The organism is Stappia stellulata DSM 5886, from assembly GCF_000423705.1.
Lineage (GTDB): Bacteria > Pseudomonadota > Alphaproteobacteria > Rhizobiales > Stappiaceae > Stappia > Stappia stellulata.
In genome coordinates this window covers 311,808-335,504 of the sequence record NZ_KE384083.1, presented here as the reverse complement: position 1 = coordinate 335,504, position 23,697 = coordinate 311,808, and the positions used below count along the sequence as shown (strand labels likewise).

20 protein-coding genes are annotated in these 23,697 nt (G+C 64.9%); 15 read left to right on the top strand and 5 right to left on the bottom strand.

Annotated elements, in window-relative coordinates; genetic code table 11:
* Window positions 1-36 precede the first annotated feature (36 nt).
* The 3 genes from ilvD to G572_RS0118635 all read left to right on the top strand — a co-directional run bounded on the left by ilvD (window position 37) and on the right by G572_RS0118635 (window position 3,230).
* Window positions 37-1,881 carry a dihydroxy-acid dehydratase gene (gene ilvD / locus G572_RS0118645; protein ID WP_029059772.1) on the top strand — a complete coding sequence of 615 codons (1,845 nt, stop codon included), beginning with the start codon at window positions 37-39 and terminating at the stop codon, window positions 1,879-1,881.
* Window positions 1,882-2,065: 184 nt separating this feature from the next.
* Window positions 2,066-2,212, top strand: a complete 147-nt coding sequence (locus G572_RS26470) for a hypothetical protein (protein WP_029059771.1) — start codon at window positions 2,066-2,068, stop codon at window positions 2,210-2,212.
* A 154-nt stretch (window positions 2,213-2,366) separates the two neighbouring features.
* Complete coding sequence (locus tag G572_RS0118635; RefSeq protein ID WP_051242728.1) at window positions 2,367-3,230, top strand: sugar phosphate isomerase/epimerase family protein; 864 nt, start codon at window positions 2,367-2,369, stop codon at window positions 3,228-3,230.
* A gap of 122 nt (window positions 3,231-3,352) precedes the next feature.
* Here the strand turns inward: G572_RS0118635 and G572_RS0118630 are convergent, their stop codons facing one another.
* Window positions 3,353-5,692, bottom strand: coding sequence for a bifunctional salicylyl-CoA 5-hydroxylase/oxidoreductase (locus G572_RS0118630; RefSeq protein ID WP_029059769.1), 2,340 nt, complete (start codon window positions 5,690-5,692; stop codon window positions 3,353-3,355).
* A 184-nt stretch (window positions 5,693-5,876) separates the two neighbouring features.
* Here G572_RS0118630 and G572_RS0118625 point away from each other — a divergent pair, with 184 nt between their 5' ends.
* The 7 genes from G572_RS0118625 (at window position 5,877) to G572_RS0118595 (ending at window position 12,234) form a co-directional block, all read left to right on the top strand.
* Window positions 5,877-6,647 carry an SDR family NAD(P)-dependent oxidoreductase gene (locus G572_RS0118625; RefSeq protein WP_029059768.1) on the top strand — a complete coding sequence of 257 codons (771 nt, stop codon included), beginning with the start codon at window positions 5,877-5,879 and terminating at the stop codon, window positions 6,645-6,647.
* Window positions 6,648-6,654: 7 nt separating this feature from the next.
* Window positions 6,655-7,221 (top strand): MarR family winged helix-turn-helix transcriptional regulator, encoded by a 567-nt coding sequence (locus G572_RS24660; RefSeq protein ID WP_084650346.1) that lies wholly within the window; start codon window positions 6,655-6,657, stop codon window positions 7,219-7,221.
* A complete protein-coding gene (locus tag G572_RS0118615) occupies window positions 7,214-8,062 on the top strand; it encodes an enoyl-CoA hydratase family protein (RefSeq protein WP_037547440.1) in 849 nt (282 codons plus the stop codon). The genes G572_RS24660 and G572_RS0118615 overlap by 8 nt, the downstream gene beginning before the upstream one ends.
* Before the next feature lie 26 nt (window positions 8,063-8,088).
* Window positions 8,089-9,291 (top strand): acyl-CoA dehydrogenase family protein, encoded by a 1,203-nt coding sequence (locus G572_RS0118610; RefSeq protein ID WP_029059766.1) that lies wholly within the window; start codon window positions 8,089-8,091, stop codon window positions 9,289-9,291.
* A 56-nt stretch (window positions 9,292-9,347) separates the two neighbouring features.
* Entirely contained in the window at window positions 9,348-11,000 is a 1,653-nt protein-coding gene (locus G572_RS24655) for a benzoate-CoA ligase family protein (protein ID WP_037547438.1), read from the top strand.
* Window positions 11,001-11,015: 15 nt separating this feature from the next.
* Complete coding sequence (locus G572_RS0118600; protein ID WP_156884730.1) at window positions 11,016-11,468, top strand: RidA family protein; 453 nt, start codon at window positions 11,016-11,018, stop codon at window positions 11,466-11,468.
* Window positions 11,469-11,544: 76 nt separating this feature from the next.
* A complete protein-coding gene (locus G572_RS0118595) occupies window positions 11,545-12,234 on the top strand; it encodes a nitroreductase (protein WP_029059764.1) in 690 nt (229 codons plus the stop codon).
* Here the strand turns inward: G572_RS0118595 and G572_RS0118590 are convergent, their stop codons facing one another.
* The 4 genes from G572_RS0118590 to G572_RS24645 all read right to left on the bottom strand — a co-directional run bounded on the left by G572_RS0118590 (window position 12,235) and on the right by G572_RS24645 (window position 17,817).
* Entirely contained in the window at window positions 12,235-14,424 is a 2,190-nt protein-coding gene (locus tag G572_RS0118590) for an anthranilate synthase component I (protein WP_029059763.1), read from the bottom strand.
* Window positions 14,425-14,652: 228 nt separating this feature from the next.
* Entirely contained in the window at window positions 14,653-15,654 is a 1,002-nt protein-coding gene (locus G572_RS24650; RefSeq protein ID WP_037547436.1) for a M14 family metallopeptidase, read from the bottom strand.
* Window positions 15,655-15,694: 40 nt separating this feature from the next.
* Window positions 15,695-16,861 carry an acetylornithine deacetylase gene (argE, locus tag G572_RS0118580; RefSeq protein WP_208979154.1) on the bottom strand — a complete coding sequence of 389 codons (1,167 nt, stop codon included), beginning with the start codon at window positions 16,859-16,861 and terminating at the stop codon, window positions 15,695-15,697.
* Window positions 16,862-16,884: 23 nt separating this feature from the next.
* Complete coding sequence (locus G572_RS24645) at window positions 16,885-17,817, bottom strand: LysR substrate-binding domain-containing protein (RefSeq protein ID WP_051242726.1); 933 nt, start codon at window positions 17,815-17,817, stop codon at window positions 16,885-16,887.
* Between the two features lie 211 nt (window positions 17,818-18,028).
* Between G572_RS24645 and G572_RS0118570 the strand changes: the two genes are divergently transcribed.
* The 5 genes from G572_RS0118570 (at window position 18,029) to G572_RS0118550 (ending at window position 23,683) form a co-directional block, all read left to right on the top strand.
* Window positions 18,029-19,621, top strand: a complete 1,593-nt coding sequence (locus G572_RS0118570; protein WP_051242723.1) for an ABC transporter substrate-binding protein — start codon at window positions 18,029-18,031, stop codon at window positions 19,619-19,621.
* Between the two features lie 133 nt (window positions 19,622-19,754).
* Window positions 19,755-20,732, top strand: a complete 978-nt coding sequence (locus tag G572_RS0118565) for an ABC transporter permease (RefSeq protein ID WP_029059760.1) — start codon at window positions 19,755-19,757, stop codon at window positions 20,730-20,732.
* 41 nt (window positions 20,733-20,773) lie between these two features.
* On the top strand, window positions 20,774-21,679 hold the full coding sequence (locus G572_RS0118560; RefSeq protein WP_029059759.1) for an ABC transporter permease: 906 nt from the start codon (window positions 20,774-20,776) through the stop codon (window positions 21,677-21,679).
* Window positions 21,680-21,686: 7 nt separating this feature from the next.
* The gene (locus G572_RS0118555; RefSeq protein WP_029059758.1) at window positions 21,687-22,688 is read left to right on the top strand and encodes an ABC transporter ATP-binding protein; all 1,002 of its coding nucleotides are present in this window, start codon (window positions 21,687-21,689) and stop codon (window positions 22,686-22,688) included.
* Window positions 22,685-23,683, top strand: coding sequence for an ABC transporter ATP-binding protein (locus tag G572_RS0118550; RefSeq protein ID WP_029059757.1), 999 nt, complete (start codon window positions 22,685-22,687; stop codon window positions 23,681-23,683). The genes G572_RS0118555 and G572_RS0118550 overlap by 4 nt, the downstream gene beginning before the upstream one ends.
* Window positions 23,684-23,697 lie beyond the last annotated feature (14 nt).

Genomic DNA, 23,697 nt, shown 5'->3' with positions numbered 1-23,697 from the left:
CCCCACTAATAGTCATACGAACCCACCGAGGCGAGCATGCCGACTTACCGCTCTAGAACCACCACCCACGGACGTAACATGGCGGGCGCGCGCGGGCTTTGGCGCGCAACCGGCATGAAGGACGGCGATTTCGGCAAGCCGATCATCGCGGTGGTGAACTCCTTCACCCAGTTTGTGCCGGGCCATGTGCACCTGAAGGATCTGGGCCAGCTCGTCGCGCGCGAGATCGAGGCCGCAGGCGGCGTTGCCAAGGAGTTCAACACCATCGCGGTCGACGACGGCATCGCCATGGGCCACGACGGGATGCTTTACTCGCTGCCGTCGCGCGAGATCATCTCCGACAGTGTGGAATACATGGTCAACGCCCATTGCGCCGACGCGATGGTCTGCATCTCCAACTGCGACAAGATCACCCCGGGCATGCTGAGCGCCGCGATGCGGCTGAACATCCCGGCCGTCTTCGTCTCCGGTGGGCCGATGGAGGCGGGCAAGGTCAAGCTCGCCGACGGCACCGAGCGTGCGCTCGATCTGGTCGACGCGATGGTCGCGGCGGCCGACGACCGGATGTCGGATGACGATGTCGCGGCAATCGAACGCTCCGCCTGTCCGACCTGCGGGTCGTGCTCGGGCATGTTCACCGCCAACTCGATGAACTGCCTGACCGAGGCGCTCGGCCTGTCGCTGCCGGGCAACGGCTCGACGCTGGCGACCCATGCCGATCGTCGCCGCCTCTTCGTCGAAGCCGGGCATCTGGTTGTGGATGTGGCCCGGCGCTACTACGAGCAGAATGACGAAAGCGTGCTTCCCCGCAACATCGCCAACCGTCAGGCATTCCACAATGCCATGGCGCTCGACATCGCCATGGGCGGGTCGACCAATACGGTCCTGCATCTTCTCGCCGCGGCGCGCGAGGGCGAAGTCGATTTCACCATGTCCGACATCGACCAGCTGTCTCGCAAGGTGCCGGTCCTTTGCAAGGTGGCCCCGTCCGTTCCCGACGTGCATATGGAAGACATTCACCGGGCCGGCGGGATCATGGGCATTCTGGGCGAGCTTGACCGCGCCGGGCTGATCGATACGTCGCTGCCCATGGTTCACAGCGAGAGCGTCAAGCACGCCCTCGACCAGTGGGACATCAAGCGCACCGACAGCGAGACGGCGCGCGACTTCTTCCGCGCAGGTCCGGCCGGAATTCCCTCGCAGACGGCATTCTCGCAGGATTGCCGCTATGACAGCGTCGACGACGACCGCGAAAACGGCGTGATCCGGTCAAAGGAACATGCCTTCTCGCAGGACGGCGGTCTGGCGGTGCTCTACGGCAACATCGCGCTCGACGGCTGCATCGTGAAGACGGCCGGCGTTGACGATTCGATCCTGAAGTTCACCGGTCGCGTGCGCATCTTCGAGAGCCAGGACAGTGCCGTCAGCACCATCCTGACCAACAAGGTGGACGCCGGCGACGTGGTTCTGATCCGCTACGAGGGACCGCGCGGCGGTCCCGGCATGCAGGAAATGCTCTATCCGACCAGCTACCTTAAGTCGAAGGGGCTTGGAAAATCCTGCGCGCTCGTGACCGACGGCCGGTTCTCCGGCGGCACTTCGGGCCTGTCCATCGGTCACGTCTCGCCGGAAGCGGCGGAAGGCGGTGCCATCGGCCTGGCGCGGGAAGGCGATACGCTTGAGATCGACATTCCCAACCGCACGATCAATCTGGCGGTTTCCGACGAGGAAATGGCGAGGCGCCGCACCGAAATGGAGGCCAAGGGTCCGAATGCCTGGAAGCCGGAGGAAAAGCGCACCCGCAAGATCACGACTGCGCTCAAGGCCTATGCGCTGCTGACGACCTCTGCCGCGGAAGGTGCGGTGCGCCGGGTCGATTGAGCCGGAACACGCACCTTGGTGTTGCGAATTTCGAAGCGGGCGGCCCACGGGCCGCCCGTTTGCGTTTCGCGGCAATCTCCGTGTATTTCGCCAATGCACGCTTTGCCCTGAAAGGTCGGCGGGCTATCGTCGCCGGCCGGGGCGGGTCGGGTGCTGCCTCGATGCAGATTGAAAGGAATCTGGAGTGAAGCGGAACGGATTGTATTTGATCATCGTTGTTCTCGCCGTCGCGGCGGGCGTGTTGGGCTACAAGGTGTATCAGGACCAGCAGCAGGCCTCCGGCATCAACATCCAGGTCGGCGAAGAGGGCATTTCCGTCGAGACGAATTAATCCCCGGCGGCGCTGTGCCTCGGAACTGCCGAGTTGTCTTGCAATTTTTCGGGGGCGGACATCCGCGTGTCACGTCAAGCTGGCAAACAGGCCGGGTGACGGCGGCACGGTGCTTGCCGGCTCCTGAAGGCAGAAATCCGAGGCTTGAAACAGAATGACGACGACTCCAGACGCGACGACCCCAGACGCGACCACTTCCGACACTTCGTTGCCCGTTCTCGGCGCGGCACTCACGCTCGACGACCTTCCGGCGCTGCTGGACTGGGTGATGGAACACGACCGCGACCTGGAGCTTCAGGATTTCGTCGATGTCGCGCTGCTGACGGGAGACTGGTCGTCAACCGTCGCCCGTTATCGCGATCTGTTGGCTGGGCACAAGGGGCGGATCGGCATCCACGGGCCTTTCTGGGATCTGCCGATCGCTGCAAGCGACCCCGACATTCGCACGATCGTGCAATCGCGTTTCCTGCAGGCGCTCGATGCCGGCGAGGCGCTTGGCGCGACGCATATGGTCATCCACAGTCCGTTTACAAACTGGTCGCACCACAACATGCCGGCAGATCGGAACGCGCGTTCCCGGATCGTCGATTGTGCCCACAAGACGCTTGCGCCCGTTGTGGCGCGGGCGGAGGCAATCGGCTGCACGCTGGTCATCGAGAATGTCGAGGACAGGGAGCCGGACGATCGCATTGCGCTTGCGAGGTCTTTCGCAAGCGAGCATGTGCGCGTTTCGCTGGATACCGGTCATGCCCATTACGCTCATGTGTCCACCGGCGGCCGACCGGTCGATTATCATGTGCGGGCGGCCGGAGACCTGCTCGCTCATGTGCACGTCCAGGATGTCGACGGCTATGCCGACCGGCACTGGGCGCCGGGAGACGGAACGATCCGTTGGAACCCGGTCTTTCGCGCGATTGCACAGTGTTGCGACAGGCCGCGGCTGATCCTGGAACTCCTCGATCCGCAGGACATACCGCGCGGTGCACAGCATCTTGTGGATCTCGGGCTGGCAATCTGACCTGAGCGCCAGGCGGCGGTCGCCCGGGGCGTCGCTGCAGTGTCAGTTGCGGTCGCTCCGCGCTTGATGGCAGGTGTTGCGGACGGCCCGATGTGCGAGCCGTCCGCGTTTCCCGTTGCGTGCTATTCCGCCGCGTCGCGGACGGCCGGATTGTGGGTCTTCGGCTTGGCCTTGAGCTTGAGTTCCTTCAGCTCCTCGCGCTCCCGCTCCGCATTTCGCAGCAGCTGGAACTTGCCGGGCACATATTGCTTCGGCGCAAAGATGTCGCCGAAGCCATAGTCGCCGGCTGCCCGAAGCGTGAAGGCCGGGTCCGCCAGATGCGGCCGTCCGAGCGCAATCAGATCCGCACGGCCCGCTGCCAGGATCGTGTTGGCCTGGTCGGCGGAGGTGATCGCCCCCACCGCCATCGTCGCGATGCCGCTCTCGTTGCGGATCTGGTCGGCGTAGGAGGTCTGGAACATGCGCCCGTAAACGGGGGCGCTCTCCGGGCTGGTCTGGCCGGTGGAAACGTCGATCAGGTCGACGCCGGCATCCGCAAACGCCTTCGCGATGACAACGCTGTCGTCGCCGGTGAGGCCGCCCTCGATCCAGTCGGTTGCCGAGACACGCACCGACATGGGTTTTTCCTGCGGCCAGGCATCGCGCACCGCCTTGAACACCTCCAGCGGGAAGCGCAGGCGGTTTTCCAGCGGGCCGCCGTAGTCGTCATCGCGCGTATTGGTGACCGGCGACAGGAAGCTCGCCAGCAGATAGCCGTGGGCGCAATGCAGTTCCAGCATGTCGAAGCCGGCCCGTGCGCCGCGCTTGGCGGCGGCCACGAAATCCGCCTTCACCGCATCCATGTCGGCCCGGTCCATCGCCTTCGGCGCCTGGCTTTCGGGATAGTAGGGCAGGGCCGAGGCGGAGAGGATCGGCCAGGCCTCCTCGGTCGGCAGCGGACGGTCCATCCCTTCCCACATCAGCTTCGAGGCGCCCTTGCGGCCGGCATGGCCGATCTGCAGGCAGATCTTCGCCTCCGACTGGCTATGGGCGAAATCGACAATGCGTTTCCACTGGGCTTCCTGCTTGTCGTTCCAGATGCCGGCGCAGCCAGGCGTGATTCGCGCCGTCGGCGAGACGCAGGTCATCTCCGTGAAAATCAGACCTGCGCCGCCCATGGCGCGCGACCCGTAGTGAACGAGATGAAAGTCCTGCGGCATGCCGTCGACGGCGGAATACATGCACATCGGCGAGACGACGAAGCGGTTGGCAAGCCGCATGTCGCGCAATTTGTAGGGCTGGAATGCCGGGACGACCGGATCCCGCGTGTCGACGTCGAAGCCCGACGCCTTGACCTTTTCGGCAAAGGCGCGGGTTGCCTTGGCGACGAAGTCGGGCGCGCGCAGGTCGAGATTGTCGTAGGTGATCGCCTTCGACCGGGTCATGACGCCGAAAGCGAAGCTGACCGGGTCCATGTGCCAGTAGCGCTTCACGTGTTCGAACCACACCAGCGAGACATCTGCTGCGTGCTGGGTTTTTTCCACTTCCTCGCGCCGCGTGTCCTCGAAATCGGCAAGCGCTGCGGAGACGTCGGGCGTGCGCATGACGCTTTCATAGAGCGCGATGGCGTCTTCCATGGCGAGCTTCGTGCCGGAGCCGATGGAGAAATGCGCGGTCGATTTTGCATCGCCCAGCAGAACCACATTGTCCATCGTGGTGCGGGCGTTGCGGATCATCGGGAAGTTGCGCCACATCGAACGGTTGATCTTGAGCTTGTGGCCGTCGAGCTCCTCGGCGAAGACCTTTTCCATGAAGTCCGCCGATTCCTGTTCGCTCATGTGCTCCAGACCGGCCTTGTCGAAGGTCTCCGGGTCGGTTTCCAGCACCCAGGTCGAGAGACCCGGCTCATACTGGTAGGTATGGGCGATGAAGATGCCGTACTCGGTTTCCTTGAAATAGAAGGTGAAGGCATCGAGCGGCTTGGCCGATCCCATCCAGGTAAACTTGTTGGGACGCAGATCGACGCTCGGCTGGAAGTGGTCGCGGTTCGCCTCGCGGATCGCGGAATTGATGCCGTCGGCGGCGACGATCAGGTCGGCATCCGCGAACTGCTCGATTCCCTTGATGTCCGCTTCGAAATGCATCTCGATGCCGAGGCTTCGCGCCCGCTCCTGCAGCAGAAGCAGCAAGGTGCGGCGCGAACATCCGCAAAAGCCGTTGCCGCCGATGCGGAAGACGTCGTCCTTGTAGTGGATGGCGATGTCGTCCCAATAGGCGAAGTTCTCGGTGATCGCGCGGTAGCTTTCCGCGTCGTAGCGCTCGAAGGTTTCCAGCGTCTGGTCGGAAAACACCACGCCGAAGCCGAAAGTGTCGTCCGCCTTGTTGCGTTCATGCACCGTGATGCGCGCCTGCGGGCGCGCCTTCTTCATCAGGATCGCGAAATACAGGCCCGCCGGGCCGCCCCCGATAACCTCGATACGCATGACCTGTTCCTCTCTCTGCGCGCTCACTCGATCCACCTCCATGGAAGCATGGCGCTTGCGTCCGTGCTGGAGATATTTTAAACTTAAAATAATTCGGCGCGCAATGGTCGTTGTTTCCCTTACGTGGATGTTTGGTGAAACGGTTCGAGCCGCCCGGCGCCGGCAGCAAAGGGAGTCGCATGCCATGACCCAGGGACAGTTGCACGGCCGTCATGCGCTTGTGACCGGGGGCAGCCGCGGAATAGGCGTCGCGATTGCGAAGCGCCTGGTCGGCGAAGGCGCGCTCGTGACGATCCTCGGACGCAATTCCACGCGCGCCGAACAGGTGGCGAAAACCATTGGCGCGGCCGGCTTCGTCTCAGCGGATGTAGCCGACCGGGACGGGCTGACCGCGGCGATCCGCGCGGCGGAAGATGACCACGGCGGGGTTTCGATCCTGGTGAACAACGCGGGCGCGGCGGAGAGCGCGCCGTTCCTGAAAGCGCCGCCCGAGCAATTCCAGCGCATGCTCTCTGTCAATCTGGAGAGTGTGGTGACGGCCTGCCATGCCGTGCTGCCGGGCATGATTGCGGCCGGAACGGGGCGGATCGTCAACATCGCCTCCACCGCCGGCCTGAAGGGCTACCGCTATGTCTCAGCCTATGTCGCGGCGAAACACGCGGTGGTCGGACTGACAAAGGCGCTTGCGCTGGAGACGGCGGAAACCGGCGTGACGGTCAATGCCGTCTGCCCCGGCTTTGCCGATACGGATCTCGTGCGCGAGAGCGTTGCCCGCATTCAGGAAAAAACCGGCCGCAGTGAGGCGGAGATTGTCGCCGAGATGGTGAGCGACAATCCCCAGAAACGCCTGATCGATCCCCAGGAAGTCGCCGATTGCGTGGTCTGGCTGACCGGCGACGGCGCCCGCTCGTTTACCGGTCAGTCGCTGGCGGTCGCCGGCGGCGAAGTGATGTGAGGCACGTATGGAAGAGCTCGTGAACGAAGGCTTTCCGGAAGCGATTGATGCGGAAACCCGGGTGCAGGGCAGTGGCGATCACCGTGCCGAGCTGCGGCTATGGCTCAGGATGCTCACCTGCACGAATCTGATCGAGAACGAGATCCGTTCGCTGTTGCGCACCCGCTTCGACGTGACGCTGCCGCGCTTCGATCTCATGGCGCAGCTGGAAAAGGCCCCCGACGGCCTGACGCTCGGCGATCTGTCGCGCCGCATGATGGTGTCGGCGGGCAATGTAACGGGACTGGTCGAACGTCTCGTGCAGGACGGGATCGTCGAGCGGCGCCCCGCGCCCGGCGACCGCCGTTCGTCGCTGGTCAGTCTTACGGCGCGCGGGCGTGCAAGCTTCGAGACAATGGCGGCGGCCCACGCGGACTGGGTGGCCGACCTGTTCGGTGGCCTGGACGCCGGCGATATCGACACGCTGATGGCGCTGCTGGCAAAGGCGAAATCCTCCGCGCGCGAGGTGGCCGACGGCCCGCCGCAACTCTCCCAAAACGCAACATTGCCGAAAAAGGACACCGCAGATGGCTGACGTCGCCCCGCAGGAAACCTATGCCATCACGCTTCCCGTGCGGGAGTACCGGCCCGAACACTTCCTGCTGGAGGTCGCCGGCAAGACGGCGACAATCACGCTGAACCGCCCGGACCGCAAGAACCCGCTGACGTTCCAGTCCTATGCGGAGCTGCGCGATCTGTTTCGCGCGCTGCAGTTCGACGAGGAGGTCAAGACCATCGTCGTGACCGGTGCCGGGGGCAATTTCTGCTCCGGCGGGGATGTGTTCGAGATCATCGAGCCGCTGCTGTCGCGCGACATGCCGGGGCTGATGCAATTCACGCGGATGACCGGTGAACTGGTAAAGGCGATGCGGGCCTGTCCGCAGCCGATTGTGGCGGGAATCGACGGGGTCTGCGTCGGGGCGGGCGCGATCATTGCCATGGCATCCGATCTGCGTGTCGGCACGGCGAAGGCCAAGGTCGCCTTCCTGTTCAACCGCGTCGGTCTTGCCGGCTGCGACATGGGCGCCTGCGCGATCCTGCCGCGCATCATCGGCCACGGCCGCGCCTCTGAGCTTCTCTACACGGGGCGCGTCATGAGCGGCGAGGAGGCCGAGCGCTGGGGCTTCTTCAACCGCCTGGTCGACAGCGACGCGGTCCTGTCGGAGGCGTGCGCGCTCGCCGACAGCCTGTCCGCCGGACCGACCTTTGCCAACTCCATGACCAAGCGGATGATGCACATGGAATGGGACATGTCGATCGATCAGGCGATCGAGGCGGAGGCGCTCGCCCAGGCGGTCTGCATGAAGACCGAGGACTACCGCCGCGCCTTCGAGGCCTTTGCCGCCAAGCAGACGCCCGTGTTCGAAGGCAATTGAGGCCGGCTTTTCGCAAGGATTTCGCCATGACTGACACAAGCTTCCTGGACTGGCCGTTCTTCGACGACAGCCATCGTGCCTTTGCCGCCGAGGTCGAGGCATGGGCGCGCGACAATGCGGAAGGCCTGGTCGATCATCACGACGTGGATGCGTCGTGCCGCCGGCTGGTCGCGGCACTGGGAAAGGCCGGCATTCTCAAGGCGGCGGTGCCCGGTGCCTATGGCGGTTTGAGCGAAAGGCTTGATGTGCGTCGGCTTTGCATCGCGCGCGAAACGCTGGCCCGCCACACGGGGCTTGCCGATTTCGCCTTCGCCATGCAGGGGCTTGGCACCGGATCGATTTCGCTCTTCGGCTCGGATGCCCTGAAGGATCGCTACCTGCCGCCGGTCGGACGCGGAGAAAAACTCGCCGCTTTCGCGCTGTCGGAACCGGAGGCCGGCTCCGATGTCGCGGCCCTTGCAACCGTCGCGGACCCGGACGGGCCGGATCATGTCCGGATCACCGGAGAGAAGACCTGGATCTCGAACGGCGGCATCGCCGATCATTATGTCGTGTTCGCAAGGACCGGAGAAGCGCCGGGTGCGCGTGGGCTTTCCGCCTTTGTGGTCGATGCCGACGCCCCCGGTTTCTCGGTTCGCGAGCGCATCGACACGGTTGCCCCGCATCCGCTTGCCACACTTGGTTTCGAGAACGTGCGCGTTCCCGTCACCGCCCGTCTCGGCAAGGGCGGCGAGGGGTTCAAGGTGGCGATGGCGACGCTCGACATCTTCCGCTCCACCGTCGGCGCGGCCGCACTCGGCTTTGCCCGTCGGGCGCTGGACGAAACCCTCGATCACACCACCCGCCGCCAGCTGTTCGGTGCGCCGCTCGCCGATCTGCAAATGACGCAAGGGCGGCTTGCCGACATGATTGCCGATGTCGATGCGGCGGCCCTTCTCGTCTACCGCGCCGCCTGGACCAAGGACATGGGGGCTGCCCGCGTCACCCGTGAGGCGGCGCTTGCCAAGATGGTCGCGACGGAAAACGCGCAAAGGGTCGTCGACAGTGCGGTCCAGCTTCATGGCGGAAACGGCGTTCGGGTCGGTACCAAGATCGAGGAACTCTATCGCGACGTCCGCGCGCTTCGCATCTACGAGGGCGCGACGGAAATCCAGAAGGTGGTGATCGCCCGCCAGGCGATTGCCGATCACGCGGCGCGCGCGCAAACCGCATCCGCCGCTGCCGAATAAGACCAGGAAAAAGCGCCGGACAACCGGCCGTTGACACCGATCCAGAGGAGAGCCGCATGGCACAGTCAGCGCATCTCGACACATTCACCCGGGACAATCTTCCCCCGCAGGAAATGTGGCCGGAGTTCATCAATCTCGACCGTCTCGGTTATCCCGAGCGGCTGAACTGCGCGAGCGAACTGCTCGACCGCAACGTTGCCGAGGGGCGCGGGGACAAGCCGGCTCTGGTCTCGCCGACCCTGAGCTGGACCTACGCGGAGCTTGCCGAGACGGTCAATCGCATCGCCAATGTGCTGGTCGAAGACTTTGCATTGAAGCCCGGAAACCGGGTCCTCCTGCGCTTCCCCAACACCCCGATGATGACGGCGGTCTATTTCGCCGTACTCAAGGCCGGCGGTGTCGTCGTCGCCACCATGCCGCTTTTGCGCGCCAAGGAACTGGCGGTGATCGCCGACAAGGCGGAGCTTTCGATCGCCATTTGCGATCATCGTCTGGCCGAGGAAATCGAGCTGACGCGCAAGCGCACCGATCGTCTGGAGCACATCCTCTACAGTGGAGGCGAGGGGGCCGAAACGCTTGAGGCCCGCATGTCGACCGCCTCGCCGGTCTTTACCGCCTGCGATACCGCGGCCGATGACGTCTGCCTGCTCGGCTTCACCTCCGGCACCACCGGCGAGCCGAAGGCGACGATGCATTACCATCGCGACATGCTGGCGATCTGCGACTGTTACTCGCGCGAGGTCTTGCGCCCGGTGGAAAGCGATGTGTTCATCGGCTCGCCGCCGCTCGCCTTTACCTTTGGCCTCGGCGGTCTGGTGCTCTTTCCCTTCCGCGCCGGCGCGACCGCGATCTTGCTGGAAAGGGCCGGGCCGGACGAGCTTCTGGCCGCCATCCCCGAGATGCGCCCGACGGTGGTCTTTACCGCGCCGACCGCCTATCGCGCGATCCTGGCGAAACGGGGAGATGCCGATCTTTCGTCCCTGCGCAAATGCGTCTCCGCCGGCGAGGCGCTGCCCAAGGCGACCTGGGACGACTGGCACGCGGCGACGGGGATCAAGATCCTCGACGGGATCGGCGCGACCGAGCTGCTGCATATCTTCATAGCCGCGCGCGAAGACGAGGTGCGCCCCGGCGCGACCGGCAAGCCGGTTCCCGGTTATGAGGCGAAGGTGATCGGACCCGATGGCCGCGAGGTCCCGGACGGAACGCCCGGGCGTCTCGCCGTGCGCGGGCCGACGGGCTGTCGCTATCTCGCGGATCGGCGCCAGGCAGACTATGTGATCGACGGCTGGAACGTGACCGGCGACACCTATATCCGCGATGCGGACGGCTACTTCTGGTATCAGGCGCGCTCCGACGACATGATCGTTTCGTCGGGCTACAACATTGCCGGGCCAGAGGTCGAAGGTACGTTGCTTGCCCATCCCGATGTTGCCGAATGCGGCGTGGTCGGTGCACCCGATCCCGACCGTGGCCGCATCGTGAAGGCCTATGTCGTGCTCAAGCCCGGCATTGTTGGCGACGCGGCGCTGGCCAAGGCGTTGCAGGACTACGTCAAGGCGGAGCTCGCCCCCTACAAATACCCGCGCGCCATCGAGTTCGTCACCGAACTGCCGCGCACCGAGACCGGCAAGTTGCAACGCTTTGCCCTGCGCGAGATCGCGGCAAGTGAATCGGGCGACGCGGGTTCCGCGCGCGCCGCCTCCTGAAAACGGAAAGAGCGAATGACCAAGAATGCCGAAACCGCCCCGACCATGCCCGCAAGCGGCGCCGCTGCGCCGTCGCCGCTGACTGCGCTTCAGCCGGAGGGCTGGCCGCAGCCAAGAGGCTATTCCAACGGCATGGCGGGCGAGGGGCGCATGGCGCTGACCGGAGGCCAGATCGGCTGGACGCCGGACGGCACATTTTCCGACGTTTTTGTCGAGCAGGTGCGCCAGACGCTGGAAAACGTCGTGGCGGTGGTGCGTGCGGCGGGCGGTGGACCGGAGCATATCGCCCGCCTGACCTGGTATGTGACCGACATGGAGGCCTATCGTGCCTGCCTGAAGGACCTCGGGCCAGCCTATCGCTCCGTCATGGGGCGCAATTTCCCGGCGATGGCGGTGGTGCAGGTGCTCTCGCTCGTTGAAGCCAAGGCGATGGTGGAAATCGAGGGCACGGCGATCCTGCCGGAATGACGCCGCGCTTGCAGTGCCTGGACCGTTGGATAGTCTGACGCCAACGAACCCGCCACACCAACGACATGGCCCGACGATGGATGTTCTGGACGCGCTCGACAGTCGCTTCAGTTGCCGGGCCTTTCGCCCCGACGCGGTGCCGGAGCGGGTCGTGCGCGACATCCTGCGGGCGGCCTCGCGCGCGCCGTCGGGCGGCAATCTCCAGCCCTGGCACGTGCATGCACTGACCGGCGAACCGCTTGCGCGCCTGGTTGAGGCCGTGCGCGAGCGCATGGCCGAGATGCCGCGCGGGGAGCCCGGCGAGTATCGCGTCTATCCGCCGGATCTGAAGGAGCCCTATGCCTGGCGCCGCTTCAAGGCCGGGGAAGACCTCTATGCGACCATCGGCGTTGCGCGCGAGGACAAGGCGGCGCGGGGGCGGCAATTCCGGCGCAATTTCGAGCTCTTCGGCGCGCCGGTCGGTCTCTTCGTCTATCTCGACCGGACCATGGGGCCGCCGCAATGGGCGGACTGCGGCATGTTCCTGCAAAGCGTGATGCTGGCGGCACGCGCGCACGGTCTGCACAGCTGCGCCCAGGAGGCCTGGGCGCAGTGGCATTCGCTGGTGGGCGGGCATCTTTCGCCGCCGCCCGAACACATGCTGTTTTGCGCCATCGCGCTCGGGCATATGGACGCCGCCGCGCCGGTCAACCGGCTGCGCACGGAGCGCGCAGCCGTCGATGACTTCACCCGGTTTTCCGGGTTCGGCGAGGCAGACCGGGGCTGATCAGGCGACGGCGGCCCCTGGCCGCGCGTCGCGCGTGCGGACGAGTTTTGTCACCACATTCTGGATGATCCGGTGGCCGGCATCCTGATCGAGCGACATGATCGATTCGGGATGGAACTGCACGGCGGCGATCGGCTCCTCGGTATGCTCCACCGCCATGATCACCCCGTCCGACGTCTCGCAGGTGATGCGGAGGCCGTCGGGCAAGGTATCTCGCACCGCATGCAGCGAATGGTATCGCCCGACGGTCACCGGTGACGACAGCCCGTCGAACAGCAGCGACCCGGCTTCGAAACCGACCGGCGACGGCTTGCCGTGCATCGGCACGTCGAGCTGCGCCAGTTGTCCGCCAAGTGCCTCGGTGAGCGCTTGAAGGCCGAGGCACACGCCGAAGATCGGCAACGCCCGGGCCCGCGCCCGGCCGATGGTGGCGGCGCAGTCGAAGTCCGACGGACTGCCGGGGCCGGGCGAGAGAACGACCAGATCCGGGGCGACATCGTGGAAGACACTGTCCGACACGGGTGAGCGGTAGGTCACGACCTCCGCGCCCGTCTGGCGGAAGTAGTTGGCGAGCGTGTGGACGAAACTGTCCTCATGGTCGACCAGCAGGATCTTCAGCCCCTTGCCGGGAAGCGTTGCCTCGGCTCCGGCGATGGCGGTGCGTCCCTGTCCGGCCTCGCGCACGGCGGCGCGCATGGCTTCCGCCTTGAGTTCTGTTTCCGCCTCTTCTTCTTCCGGGATGCTGTCGTAGAGCAGGGTCGCGCCGGCCCGGATCTGTGCCACGCCATCCTTGATGCGCACGGTGCGCAGCGTCAGCCCGGTGTTCATGTCGCCGTTGAACAGCACGGCTCCGATGGCCCCGCCATACCAGGCGCGCGGGCTTTTCTCATGGCGTTCGATGAAGTCCATCGCCCAGCGCTTCGGCGCGCCGGTCACGGTAACGGCCCATGTGTGGGAGAGGAACGCGTCAAGCGCGTCGAGATCGTCGCGCAGGATGCCCTCGATGTGATCGACGGTGTGGATCAGCCGGGAATATAACTCAATCTGCCGCCGACCGATCACCCGCACGGAGCCGGGATCGCAAATCCGGCTCTTGTCGTTGCGGTCGACGTCGGAGCACATCGTAAGCTCCGCCTCGTCCTTGGCGGAATTCAGCAGCTTGCGGATCTGCGCCTCGTCCTCGATTGCGTTCTTGCCGCGCCGGATCGTGCCGGAAATCGGGCAGGTCTCGACCCGCCGTCCGCCGGAAACGCGCACATACATTTCCGGGCTCGCGCCGACCAGGTACTCCTGATTGCCGAGGTTGATGAAGAAGCCATAAGGGGACGGATTGATCTCCGTGAGCCGGCGGGAGACGGCGGAAGGAGCGGCGGGGCACGCCTCGTAGAACGTCTGGCCGGGAACGGTCTCGAACAGGTCGCCGCGCTTGAAGTGATCTTTTGCCGCGCGCACCAGCTCCGCATATTCGCCGGGCACGTGATCGCCGCGGCCCGGATCGCCCTTGGCCGGACTATAGGCTTGCGATGTGCCGTCGCGCGTCAATCCCTCGGTGCTTTCGCCGTCGACGGTGAACTCGTATTCCACCACATGCGCCTTGCGGCCGTAATGGTCGACCAGCAGGATCTCGTCGGGCAGGTAGAGCACGACGTCGCGTTGGTCCTCGGGGCGCTCCAGCGACAATTCGATCGGCTCGAACTGGAACGCAAGATCGTAGCCGAAGGCGCCATAAAGGCCGAGATGTTCGTCGTCGCAGGCAAACAGCGCGTTCATCGCGCGGATGACGGAGAAGACCGAGGGCTGGCGCGAACGCTCTTCCTCGGTAAAGGCGCGGGTCGGCCGGGCGATGCGCATGTCCAGCCGGTCGCCGTCGCGCGTCAGGCTTTCCAGGTCTTCAAGCTTGCGCAGATGGGCCTCGATGGCGGGGAGCAGAATGCGCCCGCGTGCGTTCAGCGCCTGGATGTGCGCGTCGCGGTCGTTCGATTCCAGCACCAGCGGCGGATTGATCAGCGCCATGTCCCAGCGCGTGTAGCGGCCGGGGTATTCGTAGGAGGAGGAGAAGACCGCGCCGCGCTCGGCATCGAGCCGGTCGATCCAGGGCGAAGTGCCTTGCGCATAGTCGGCGGCGCGCACCCGCGTGGTGATGCCGATTCCGCCCCCGGTGACGAGGCTTATTTCGCGTCCCGTATACATGTCCGTCTCTTCCTCTGCCGCGCCGCCGGGCCCTTTTCCGCCGCCAGACATGACAAAGCCGCCGGCGGGACCCCGCGGCGGCTTTTTCGATTTGCTTCAAGTGACGTCCGGTCACGCGCTGTCGATTGCCGCCTTTAAAGGGCGCGCCACCACCAGCCGCTGTTCAGGATCCGAATGTCGCTCATGTATTTTCAGTAGCGCAAGGCGCGCGCCGGTGCAACGGCGGAATCATGCCGTAAGCGGAGGGGCCGGCTTCGGATCCTGCGTGCCGTCGACCAGCCGACCCAGTCTGACGGCGGTCAGTCCCTTGTCGAGGCGACGCGTCGGCATGATCAGCATCATGTTGTCCTCCGGCGTCGCAACGGATACCCCACCGTCATGGGCGATCACGGTTCCGGCCCGCTCGATCACTTCGCCGCCGATGAAGTCCTGCGTGAAGCGGAACGAATCCGTGGTGATCGTGATCGGCGCCGCGATCTCGATGAAACGCTGCGTTGCCGGCGTGGCGCGCGCGGCAAGGTAATCGGCGCCGAACTCCGGAGCGACCGCGCCCGTTGCGTGGAGAAAGCGCAGGCTCGTCTCGATGGCGACGTCGGCGGCCTCTGCCTCCCAGTGCTGGCCGCATTCCACCAAAAGCGCATTGCGCTCGCTCGTCGGGTCGGAGAAATCCGCATAGTCGCGCAACCGTTTGCCCGCCGCATGACCGGCATCGCTCACCACAAGCTCCGGCATGCCGATGGCGCGCGCCAGTTCGCGTCCCTTGGCGAGCGGTCCGGCGAGCATCAGCGGCGGCGTCGCGTGCTGCATGGAGTGGAGGTCCAGAAGCAGGTCGACGGTATCGAAGAACGGGCGGAGCACGCGGGCGCGGCGCCGTTCAAGCGAGGCGTCGTCATCGAGCGTTGGAGCCTGCCACAGCCGGTTCATGTCCTCATCCGCCCAGCGCGAGGCGAAGGGATCGGCCGGGTCGAAACGGGCGTAGGCGTCGAGATTGACGAAGACCAGCGACAGCTTGCCCCGGACCGGCGCGACATCGTGTTTGAACAGCCAGTCGAGCGCGATCGGGCCGCACAGCTCGTTGCCATGCACGATTGCCGAGATCGCCACATGCGGACCGGGCTTGCCGCTGTCGAGCGTGGTGACCCCCTCGATGCCGGTATTGCCGGGGAGATAGGGGGCAATGTCGACCTTGGTGAGTTCGATCGCGGGCGTCGTTCCGGAAACGGCTGTCATGTTCAAATCCGTGGGTTTGGATGGCAAAGGCAAAGGGATGTCAGGCGCAGGCCTCGTCGAGAACCTTGTCGAGGAAGGCCCCGCATTTCTCCAGTTCGGAGACGGCGATGAATTCGTCCGCCTTGTGCGCCTGCTCGATGGACCCCGGACCGATGACGACGGTCGGCACCGCGCCGATCTCCACGAAACGGCCGCCTTCCGTGCCATAGGCGACCTTGGCGTGGTCGTTGCGTCCCGCGAGACGCTTGGCAAGCCGGGTGACCTCCGCGTCGATTTCCGTATCGAGGCCGGGGAAGCTGGAGATCTGCTCGAAGGCGATGCCGGTTTCAGGTGCGATGGCCTGCATCTCCGGCTCAAGCTCCTCGCGGGCGTAGCGCATCACCTCATCGACCAGCGCATCGACATCCTCTGCCGGCAGGGCGCGGAATTCGAAGGACAGCTCCGCCCGGTCCGGTACGATGTTGAGCGCCGTTCCGCCCTGCAGGACGCCGGTATGCGCGGTGGTGACCGGAACGTCGTAGAGATCGTCGCTCATGCCGCTGGCCAGCGTCTTGCCCATCTCGCGCACCTTCAGCGCCAGCATGGCGGCATAATCGACCGCGTTGACGCCCTGCGGCGCCAGCGAGGAATGGCAGGTCCGGCCCGTGACGACGGCCTTGTAGGAACGCTTCGCCTTGTGGCCGACGATCACCTGCATCTCGGTCGGCTCGCCGACAAAACAGGCGCGCGGCATGGCGACGGTCTCGACCAGCTTGCGGATCAGGCTGGGCACGCCCTTGCAGCCGACTTCCTCGTCATAGGAAAAGGCGAGATGGATCGGCGCCTTGAGGTCGCGGGCCAGCATGTCGTCGACCTTGGCAAGACAGCAGGCCAAAAACCCCTTCATGTCGCAGGATCCGCGCCCGTAGAGCAGGCCGTCGCGTTCTTCCAGCGAAAACGGATCGCTGGTCCAGTCCTGTCCGTCGACGGGCACGACGTCGGTATGCCCCGACAGCACGAAGCCGGGCACATCGCGGGGGCCGATGGTTGCAAGCAGGTTCGCCTTTTCTCCGGTTTCGTCGGGAATGCGGGTGGACGAGACACCGCGCCTTGCCAGGTAATCCTCGGCATAGGCGATCAGCGCGAGGTTGGAGTTGCGGCTGGTGGTATCGAAGCCCACGAGATCGGCGAGGATCTGCGCCGCAACGGGTCTTGCTGAAGTCAACATGTCGTGTGTCCTTTCACGGCGGGTCAGGCCGGATGTGAATAGGCGTCGGCCGGGACAGCGCGGCGGGCATGTTCGATGAACCGCTGCGCGATCGGCGTGATCTTGCCGGATGGCATGAAAAACTGGGTCAGATAGTCCACGCGCGGCGCGAACCGGCGGAATTCCACCCCTTCGATCCCGCATTGAGACACCGGGAAGGGGTTTACGAGCCCCAGCCCGATGCCGGATCGAACCAACTCGCAAATGGCGATGCTCGTCGCCGTTTCCGCCTTGATCTCCCGGTGAATGCCGCGCTCGGTAAAGATCCGGTCGTAGACATTGCGCTGGTGAAACCGGCGGGTGAGAGCAATGAAAGGCTCGCCCGCCATGTCCTCCGGCGTGATCTCGCTCTTGTCGGCGAGCCGGTGCCCGGACGGGATCGCCGCATGGGCGATGGCGTGACGAAACGGATGCATGCGCAGCCCGTCGTGCTGGATCAGATGGTCGCTGATGCCGAGATCGGCGTTCTCGTCGGCGACCGCGGCGGCAACGGTGGTCGACATGCCGATTTCCAGATGAATGCTCGCGTCCGGATGGGCGTCGAGGAAGCCGGCCATCAGGCCGGTCAGAAGGTGATGGCTGAGCGTGGGAGGCGCGGCAATTCGCAGCCGGGTGGGGCTGCCCTCGTCGCTTGCCGTCGTTTCCAGACGGGCGAGAGTCGCGAAGATCGGTTCGATCTGCTCGTTGAAGGCAAGGCCTTCGGAGGTCGGCTGGATCTTGTTGCCGGAGCGATGGAACAGATCCCGGCCCAGGCGGGCCTCCAGCTGCTGGATGGCGCGGCTTACGGCCGGCTGCGAGATGCCGAGCTTGTGGGCGGCCGCCGTCGTCTTGCCCTCGGTGATCACCGCGCGCAGGACTTCGAGTTCGCGAAGGGTCGGGCCGTTTCGATGGCTGCCGTCGCCCGCTGGGCGCGTCATGGGAACCTCGGAGGTAGGTATTTACGACAGGAATAGAGCTATGTCTTTTGGTTATCGTTTTTCGTTTGTCCATTATATAATCGCATAATAGCTTTCTGAACAAGCCGAAGCCGTCGCGCAAATGACGATGGCCGCCATCAGCCGGAGAGCGTTCCGATCCCGCTCCGTCTGTTCAAGAAATCCAGAGGGATCCGGAGGGGAGACTATCCTGATGAAATCCATCAAGGCGCCATTGGTGCGTGCGGTTTTCTATGCGGCGTGTTCCACAGTCGCACTGGCCGGCACGGCCGCGGCCGAAGACATTACGATCGGCGTGGCCTCCGAGGCGACGTCCGTCGATCCGCATTTCCACAATCTCGGCCCCAACAACCAGTTGGGCTTCATGATCTTCGATCGCCTCGCCAATCCCGACGAACGGCAGAATTTCAAGCCGGGCCTTGCCGTTTCCTGGGAGCCGGTGAACCCGACGACCTGGGAGTTCAAGCTGCGCGAGGGCGTGACCTTCCACGACGGAACCGCTTTCAACGCCGATGACGTGATTTGCACTTTCGAGCGTGCGCCCGAGGTGCCGAACTCCCCGGCCAGTTTTTCCACCTACATCAAGGGAAAGACATTCGAAAAGATCGACGACTACACGGTTCATGTGAAGACCGAAGAGCCCTATCCGCTGATGGTCAACGATCTCGGCAACATCGCGATCATCTCCGATGAGGGGGGCTGCAACGGCACGACGGAGGAGTTCAACTCCGGCGTCGCCTCGGCCGGCACCGGTCCCTTCAAGTTCGTCGAATATGTTCCCGGCGACCGGATCGTGCTTGAGGGCAACGACGACTACTGGGGCGACAAGCCCACCTGGGATACGGTCACGATCAAGCCGATCAAGTCCGGCCCCTCGCGCGTCGCGGCACTTCTCGCCGGCGACGTCGATGTCATCGGCGGCGTGCCGACAACCGACATCGAGACGCTGAAGGCCCGCGACGACGTCACCCTGTCACAGGGCGTGTCCAACCGCGTGATCTATCTCCACATCGACCAGTTCCGCGAGAACTCGCCCTTTGTGAAGGCCAACGGCGGCGGAGACATCAAGAACCCGCTGATGGACCAGAAGGTGCGTCTGGCGATTTCCAAGGCGATTTCGCGCGAGCTGATCCGCGACCGTGTGATGGAAGGCCTTTCCATTCCCGCCGGCCAGCTGCTGCCGGAAGGCTTTTTCGGCGTATCCGAGAATCTGGAGCCGGAAACCTATGATCCGGAGGCCGCGAAGGCGCTGCTCGCCGAGGCCGGTTTGCCGGACGGCTTCGAGCTGACGATCCACGGCCCCAACGACCGCTATGTCAACGATGCCAAGATCGTCGAGGGCATCGCGCAGATGCTGAACCGGGTCGGTATCAAGGCGCAGGTCGAAACCCTTCCGCGTTCGGTCTACTTCTCCCGCGCCTCGCGCGGCGCCGATGGCCTGCCCGAGTTTTCGCTGATCCTCGTCGGCTGGGGTGCAGGTTCGGGTGAGGCCTCTTCGCCGCTGCGCGCCTTGATCGCCACGAACAATCCGGACAAGGGCATGGGCACCGCCAACCGCGGCCGCTATTCCAACCCGGACGTCGATGCGGTGATCGAGGAAGCCCTGTCCGAGGTCGATGACGCCAAGCGTCAGGACCTGCTCGCGAAGGCAACGGAAATGGCGATTGCGGATCTCGCGATCATTCCGATCCATTATCAGGTCAACACCTGGGCGAGCCGCAAGGGGCTGAGCTACATCCCCCGCACGGACGAGTACACCGTCGCCTATGGCGTTGTGAAAGACTGATCCTGCATCGGCGAAGACGGCCGGGGCATTCCCGGCCGTCTTCGCCGCCTGCCAGCAGCAGTCCGGGTCCCGCCTTGCGCATTCATTCCGTCATTGTCGCGGCTTCGAACTCCGGTCCAGGATACTCCGGCCCATGAGCGTTTTCATTCTTCGCCGCCTGCTGCAAAGCGCGCTGGTCATGGTCGCCATGGCGATGATCGTGTTTTTCGGGATCCATATGGTTGGCGATCCGGTCTACATGTTCGTGTCGCCGGACATGGACCAGGCGGATATCGACCAGGTCACGCGCGCACTCGGCCTCGACCGGCCGATCTGGGAACAGTTCTGGGCGTTCATGACCAGTGCCATCCAGGGCGATCTCGGCCGGTCCTTCGTCTTTGGCGAATCCGCGCTGGGCCTCATTCTCCAGCGCATGCCCGCGACGCTTGAGCTCGCCTTTTCCGCGTTGCTTCTTGCCGTCGTTCTCGGCATTCCGCTCGGGCTTTATGCCGGTCTCTATCCCGACAGCAAGACCTCCAAGACGATCATGGCGGGCTCGATCCTGGGCTTCTCGCTGCCCACCTTCTGGGTCGGCATCATGATGATCATGGTCTTTGCGGTCGTGCTTGGCTGGCTGCCCTCGACCGGACGCGGCGATACCGTCGATGTGTTCGGCGTCAAACTGTCGTTTCTGACCCTCGACGGGTTGCGCCATCTGGCGTTGCCGGCACTGAACCTGGCGCTCTTGAAGATCTCGCTCGTCATCCGCCTGACGCGGGCCGGCACGCGCGAGGCGATGCTGCAGGACTACATCAAGTTCGCCCGCGCCAAGGGGCTGTCGCGCAACCGCATCGTCGGCGTGCACCTTCTCAAGAACATCCTCATCCCCGTCGTGACGGTGCTCGGACTGGAGTTCGGCTCGCTCGTCGCCTTCTCGGTGGTGACGGAAACCATTTTCGCCTGGCCCGGCATGGGCAAGCTCCTGATCGAATCCATCCAGCAGCTCGATCGACCGGTCATCGTCGCCTACCTGATGATGATCGTCTTCCTCTTCGTCATCATCAATCTCCTGGTCGACGTCGTCTATTCGCTTCTTGATCCGCGCGTGCGGCTCGCCGACCGCGGAAACTGAGTGGACCCATGAGCGCCAGCGATCCAGTGGACACCCCGACCGTGACAGATACCACAGAGGCCCAAACCGCCACGGTCGACACGCCCTTGCGACGTTTCCTGTCGGATTATTGCGACAGTCCGCTCGCGGTGGGAGCGGCGGTCGTTCTGTTCCTGATCATCCTGATCGCGATCTTCGCGCCCTGGATTTCGCCGCAGGACCCTTACGATCTCGCCGTCGTGTCGATCTTTGACGCCCGCATGCCGCCGGGCAGCTACGCGATGGACGGCACGCCTTTCCTGCTTGGCACGGACGGGGCGGGCCGCGACCTGCTGTCCGCGATCTTCTATGGACTGCGCATCTCGCTGTCCGTGGGCGTGGCGGCCGGGATCATCGCCATTATCGTCGGCATGAGCGTCGGGCTGGCGGCCGCCTATGCGGGCGGGCGCACGGAAAACCTGATCATGCGGGTGGTCGACCTCCAGCTGTCGCTTCCCGCCGTGCTGATCGCGCTGATCCTGCTGGCGATCCTTGGCAAGGGCGTCGACAAGATCATCATCGCGCTGGTCGTGGCGCAATGGGCCTATTACGCGCGCACGGTGCGCGCCTCGGCGCTTGTCGAACGCCGCCGCGAGTACGTCGAGGCCGCAGCCTGTCTCGGGCTCGGTCACGCGCGCATCGTCTTCCGCCATATCCTGCCCAATTGCATCGCGCCGCTGATCGTGGTGGGCACGGTGCAGACGGCGCATGCGATTGCGCTTGAGGCGACGCTGTCCTTCCTCGGCGTCGGCCTGCCGCCGACCGAACCCTCGCTCGGGCTGCTGATCGCCAACGGGTTCGACTACATGCTGTCGGGCAAGTACTGGATCGCCGTCTTCCCCGGAGTGGCCCTCCTGATCACCATCGTTTCCATCAACATGGTCGGCGACCAGCTGCGCGACGTGTTGAACCCCCGACTGCAAAAGTGAGGACGGAATGAGCGAACCACCCGTCCTGGAGGTCTCCGACCTCAAGACGCATTTTTTCACCAAGGCCGGGGTTGCGCGTGCCGTCGACGGCGTGTCCTTTTCGCTGGCGCGCGGCGAGGTCCTCGGCCTTGTCGGCGAAAGCGGCTCGGGCAAGACCGTGACCGGTTTTTCGCTGATGGGGCTTGTCGATGCGCCGGGGCGCGTCGTCGGTGGATCGATCCGTCTCGGCGGTGAGGAGCTTGTCGGCAAGTCGGAGCGCGACTGGCGGTCCCTGCGCGGGCGCAAGATCGCAATGATCTTCCAGGACCCGATGATGACCCTCAATCCGGTGCTGCGCGTCGACACCCAGATGATCGAGGCAATCCGTGCCCATGAGGACCTCTCGGAGGAGGCCGCGCGCGAGCGCGCCCGTGCCGCCCTTGCCCGCGTCGGCATTCCCTCGCCGGACGAGCGCCTCGTCGCCTATCCGCACCAGTTTTCCGGCGGCATGCGCCAACGTGTCGCCATCGCCATTGCGCTCCTGAACGAGCCGGACGTGATTGTCGCCGACGAACCCACCACCGCGCTCGATGTCACCATCCAGGCCCAGATCCTCTACGAGGTGCAGAAACTCTGCGCCGACACCGGCCTTGCGATGATCTGGATCACCCATGACCTCGCCGTCGTCGGCGGTCTCGCGGATCGCGTTGCGGTGATGTACGCCGGCCGGATCGTCGAGGAAGGGCCGGTGGGCGAGGTGCTCGACGGCCCGCTTCATCCCTATACGCGCGGGCTGATCGGCTCCGTGCCGAGCCACAACCGGCGCGGTCGTCGGCTGACCCAGATCCCCGGCATGGCGCCGTCGTTGCTCGCCTTGCCGCCCGGGTGCAGTTTCGCTGCGCGCTGCCCGCGTGCCGATTCCCTCTGCACCGCGATGCCGGAGCTGGTTCCGACGGAAGGAGACCGCGCGGTGCGTTGTCATCACCCGCATCGCGCGGACGAGCCGGCGATCGAAGGAGGCTCGGCATGAGCAAGCAGCCCCTGATGCGGCTCGACGGCGTTTCCAAGCGCTTTGCCAAGCGTCTGGACACCGCGGAGAAGATCGTGAACTTCTTCGGCGGCGACCGGCGCGAGGAGGTCGTGCATGCGGTCGACCGTGTCTCGATGGACATCGCCGACGGCGAGGTCGTCGGCCTCGTCGGCGAGAGCGGCTGCGGCAAGTCCACGCTCGGGCGCGTCGTCGCCGGCGTCCATGCGGCGAGCGACGGCAAGGTCTTCTGGCGCGGCAAGGATGTCTCGACCCTGAGCGGAGCCGAGCGCCGCGACGCCCTCTTGAAGATCCAGATGATCTTTCAGGATCCGATGTCCTCGCTCAATCCGCGCATGCGCGTGCGCGATATCGTCGGCGAGGCCCCGCGCGTGCACGGGCTGATTTCCGCCGGCGAGGTCGATGACTATGTCGACAAGATGCTGTTGCGGGTCGGTCTCGATCCGGGCTTTCGCATGCGCTATCCGCACCAGTTCTCCGGTGGTCAGCGCCAGCGCGTCGGCATTGCCCGCGCATTGGCCGTGGAGCCGGATTTCCTCGTCTGCGACGAAAGCATTGCCGCGCTCGACGTCTCGATCCAGGCACAGGTGCTCAACCTGTTCATGGACCTGCGCGAGGAGCTTGGGCTCACCTATCTCTTCATCTCGCACGACCTCGGCGTCGTGGAGCACCTCTCCGACCGGGTGGTGATCATGTATCTGGGGCGCGTGGTGGAAAGCGCGCCGACGGAAGAACTGTTCGCCGGACCGAACCATCCTTATGCCCAGGCGCTGCTGGACGAAGTCCCGCGCATCGACACGCGCAAGCGGGTGTTCCAACCGATCAAGGGCGAGATCCCGTCGCCGATCAATCCGCCGAAGGGCTGTCATTTCCATCCGCGCTGTCCGCATGCGTTCGCCCGCTGCCGCGAGGAAACGCCGGCGCTGCGCGAGATCGCGCCGGGGCGTCTGTCGGCCTGCCACCTGAACGACGGGTAGCGGGGATGGCAGAC

Excerpts from the sequence above, each read along its gene's own strand:
- G572_RS0118610 (WP_029059766.1), top strand. The coding sequence starts at position 8,089 with ATGACTGACACAAGCTTCCTGGACTGGCCGTTCTTCGACGACAGCCAT.
- G572_RS0118565 (WP_029059760.1), top strand. The coding sequence starts at position 19,755 with ATGAGCGTTTTCATTCTTCGCCGCCTGCTGCAAAGCGCGCTGGTCATG.
- G572_RS24650 (WP_037547436.1), bottom strand. The coding sequence starts at position 15,654 with ATGACAGCCGTTTCCGGAACGACGCCCGCGATCGAACTCACCAAGGTC.
- G572_RS24660 (WP_084650346.1), top strand. The coding sequence starts at position 6,655 with ATGGAAGAGCTCGTGAACGAAGGCTTTCCGGAAGCGATTGATGCGGAA.
- G572_RS0118590 (WP_029059763.1), bottom strand. The coding sequence starts at position 14,424 with ATGTATACGGGACGCGAAATAAGCCTCGTCACCGGGGGCGGAATCGGC.
- G572_RS0118600 (WP_156884730.1), top strand. The coding sequence starts at position 11,016 with ATGACCAAGAATGCCGAAACCGCCCCGACCATGCCCGCAAGCGGCGCC.
- G572_RS0118570 (WP_051242723.1), top strand. The coding sequence starts at position 18,029 with ATGAAATCCATCAAGGCGCCATTGGTGCGTGCGGTTTTCTATGCGGCG.
- G572_RS0118625 (WP_029059768.1), top strand. The coding sequence starts at position 5,877 with ATGACCCAGGGACAGTTGCACGGCCGTCATGCGCTTGTGACCGGGGGC.
- G572_RS0118630 (WP_029059769.1), bottom strand. The coding sequence starts at position 5,692 with ATGCGTATCGAGGTTATCGGGGGCGGCCCGGCGGGCCTGTATTTCGCG.
- G572_RS0118595 (WP_029059764.1), top strand. The coding sequence starts at position 11,545 with ATGGATGTTCTGGACGCGCTCGACAGTCGCTTCAGTTGCCGGGCCTTT.
- G572_RS24655 (WP_037547438.1), top strand. The coding sequence starts at position 9,348 with ATGGCACAGTCAGCGCATCTCGACACATTCACCCGGGACAATCTTCCC.
- G572_RS0118550 (WP_029059757.1), top strand. The coding sequence starts at position 22,685 with ATGAGCAAGCAGCCCCTGATGCGGCTCGACGGCGTTTCCAAGCGCTTT.
- ilvD (WP_029059772.1), top strand. The coding sequence starts at position 37 with ATGCCGACTTACCGCTCTAGAACCACCACCCACGGACGTAACATGGCG.
- argE (WP_208979154.1), bottom strand. The coding sequence starts at position 16,861 with ATGTTGACTTCAGCAAGACCCGTTGCGGCGCAGATCCTCGCCGATCTC.
- G572_RS0118635 (WP_051242728.1), top strand. The coding sequence starts at position 2,367 with ATGACGACGACTCCAGACGCGACGACCCCAGACGCGACCACTTCCGAC.
- G572_RS0118615 (WP_037547440.1), top strand. The coding sequence starts at position 7,214 with ATGGCTGACGTCGCCCCGCAGGAAACCTATGCCATCACGCTTCCCGTG.
- G572_RS24645 (WP_051242726.1), bottom strand. The coding sequence starts at position 17,817 with ATGACGCGCCCAGCGGGCGACGGCAGCCATCGAAACGGCCCGACCCTT.
- G572_RS0118555 (WP_029059758.1), top strand. The coding sequence starts at position 21,687 with ATGAGCGAACCACCCGTCCTGGAGGTCTCCGACCTCAAGACGCATTTT.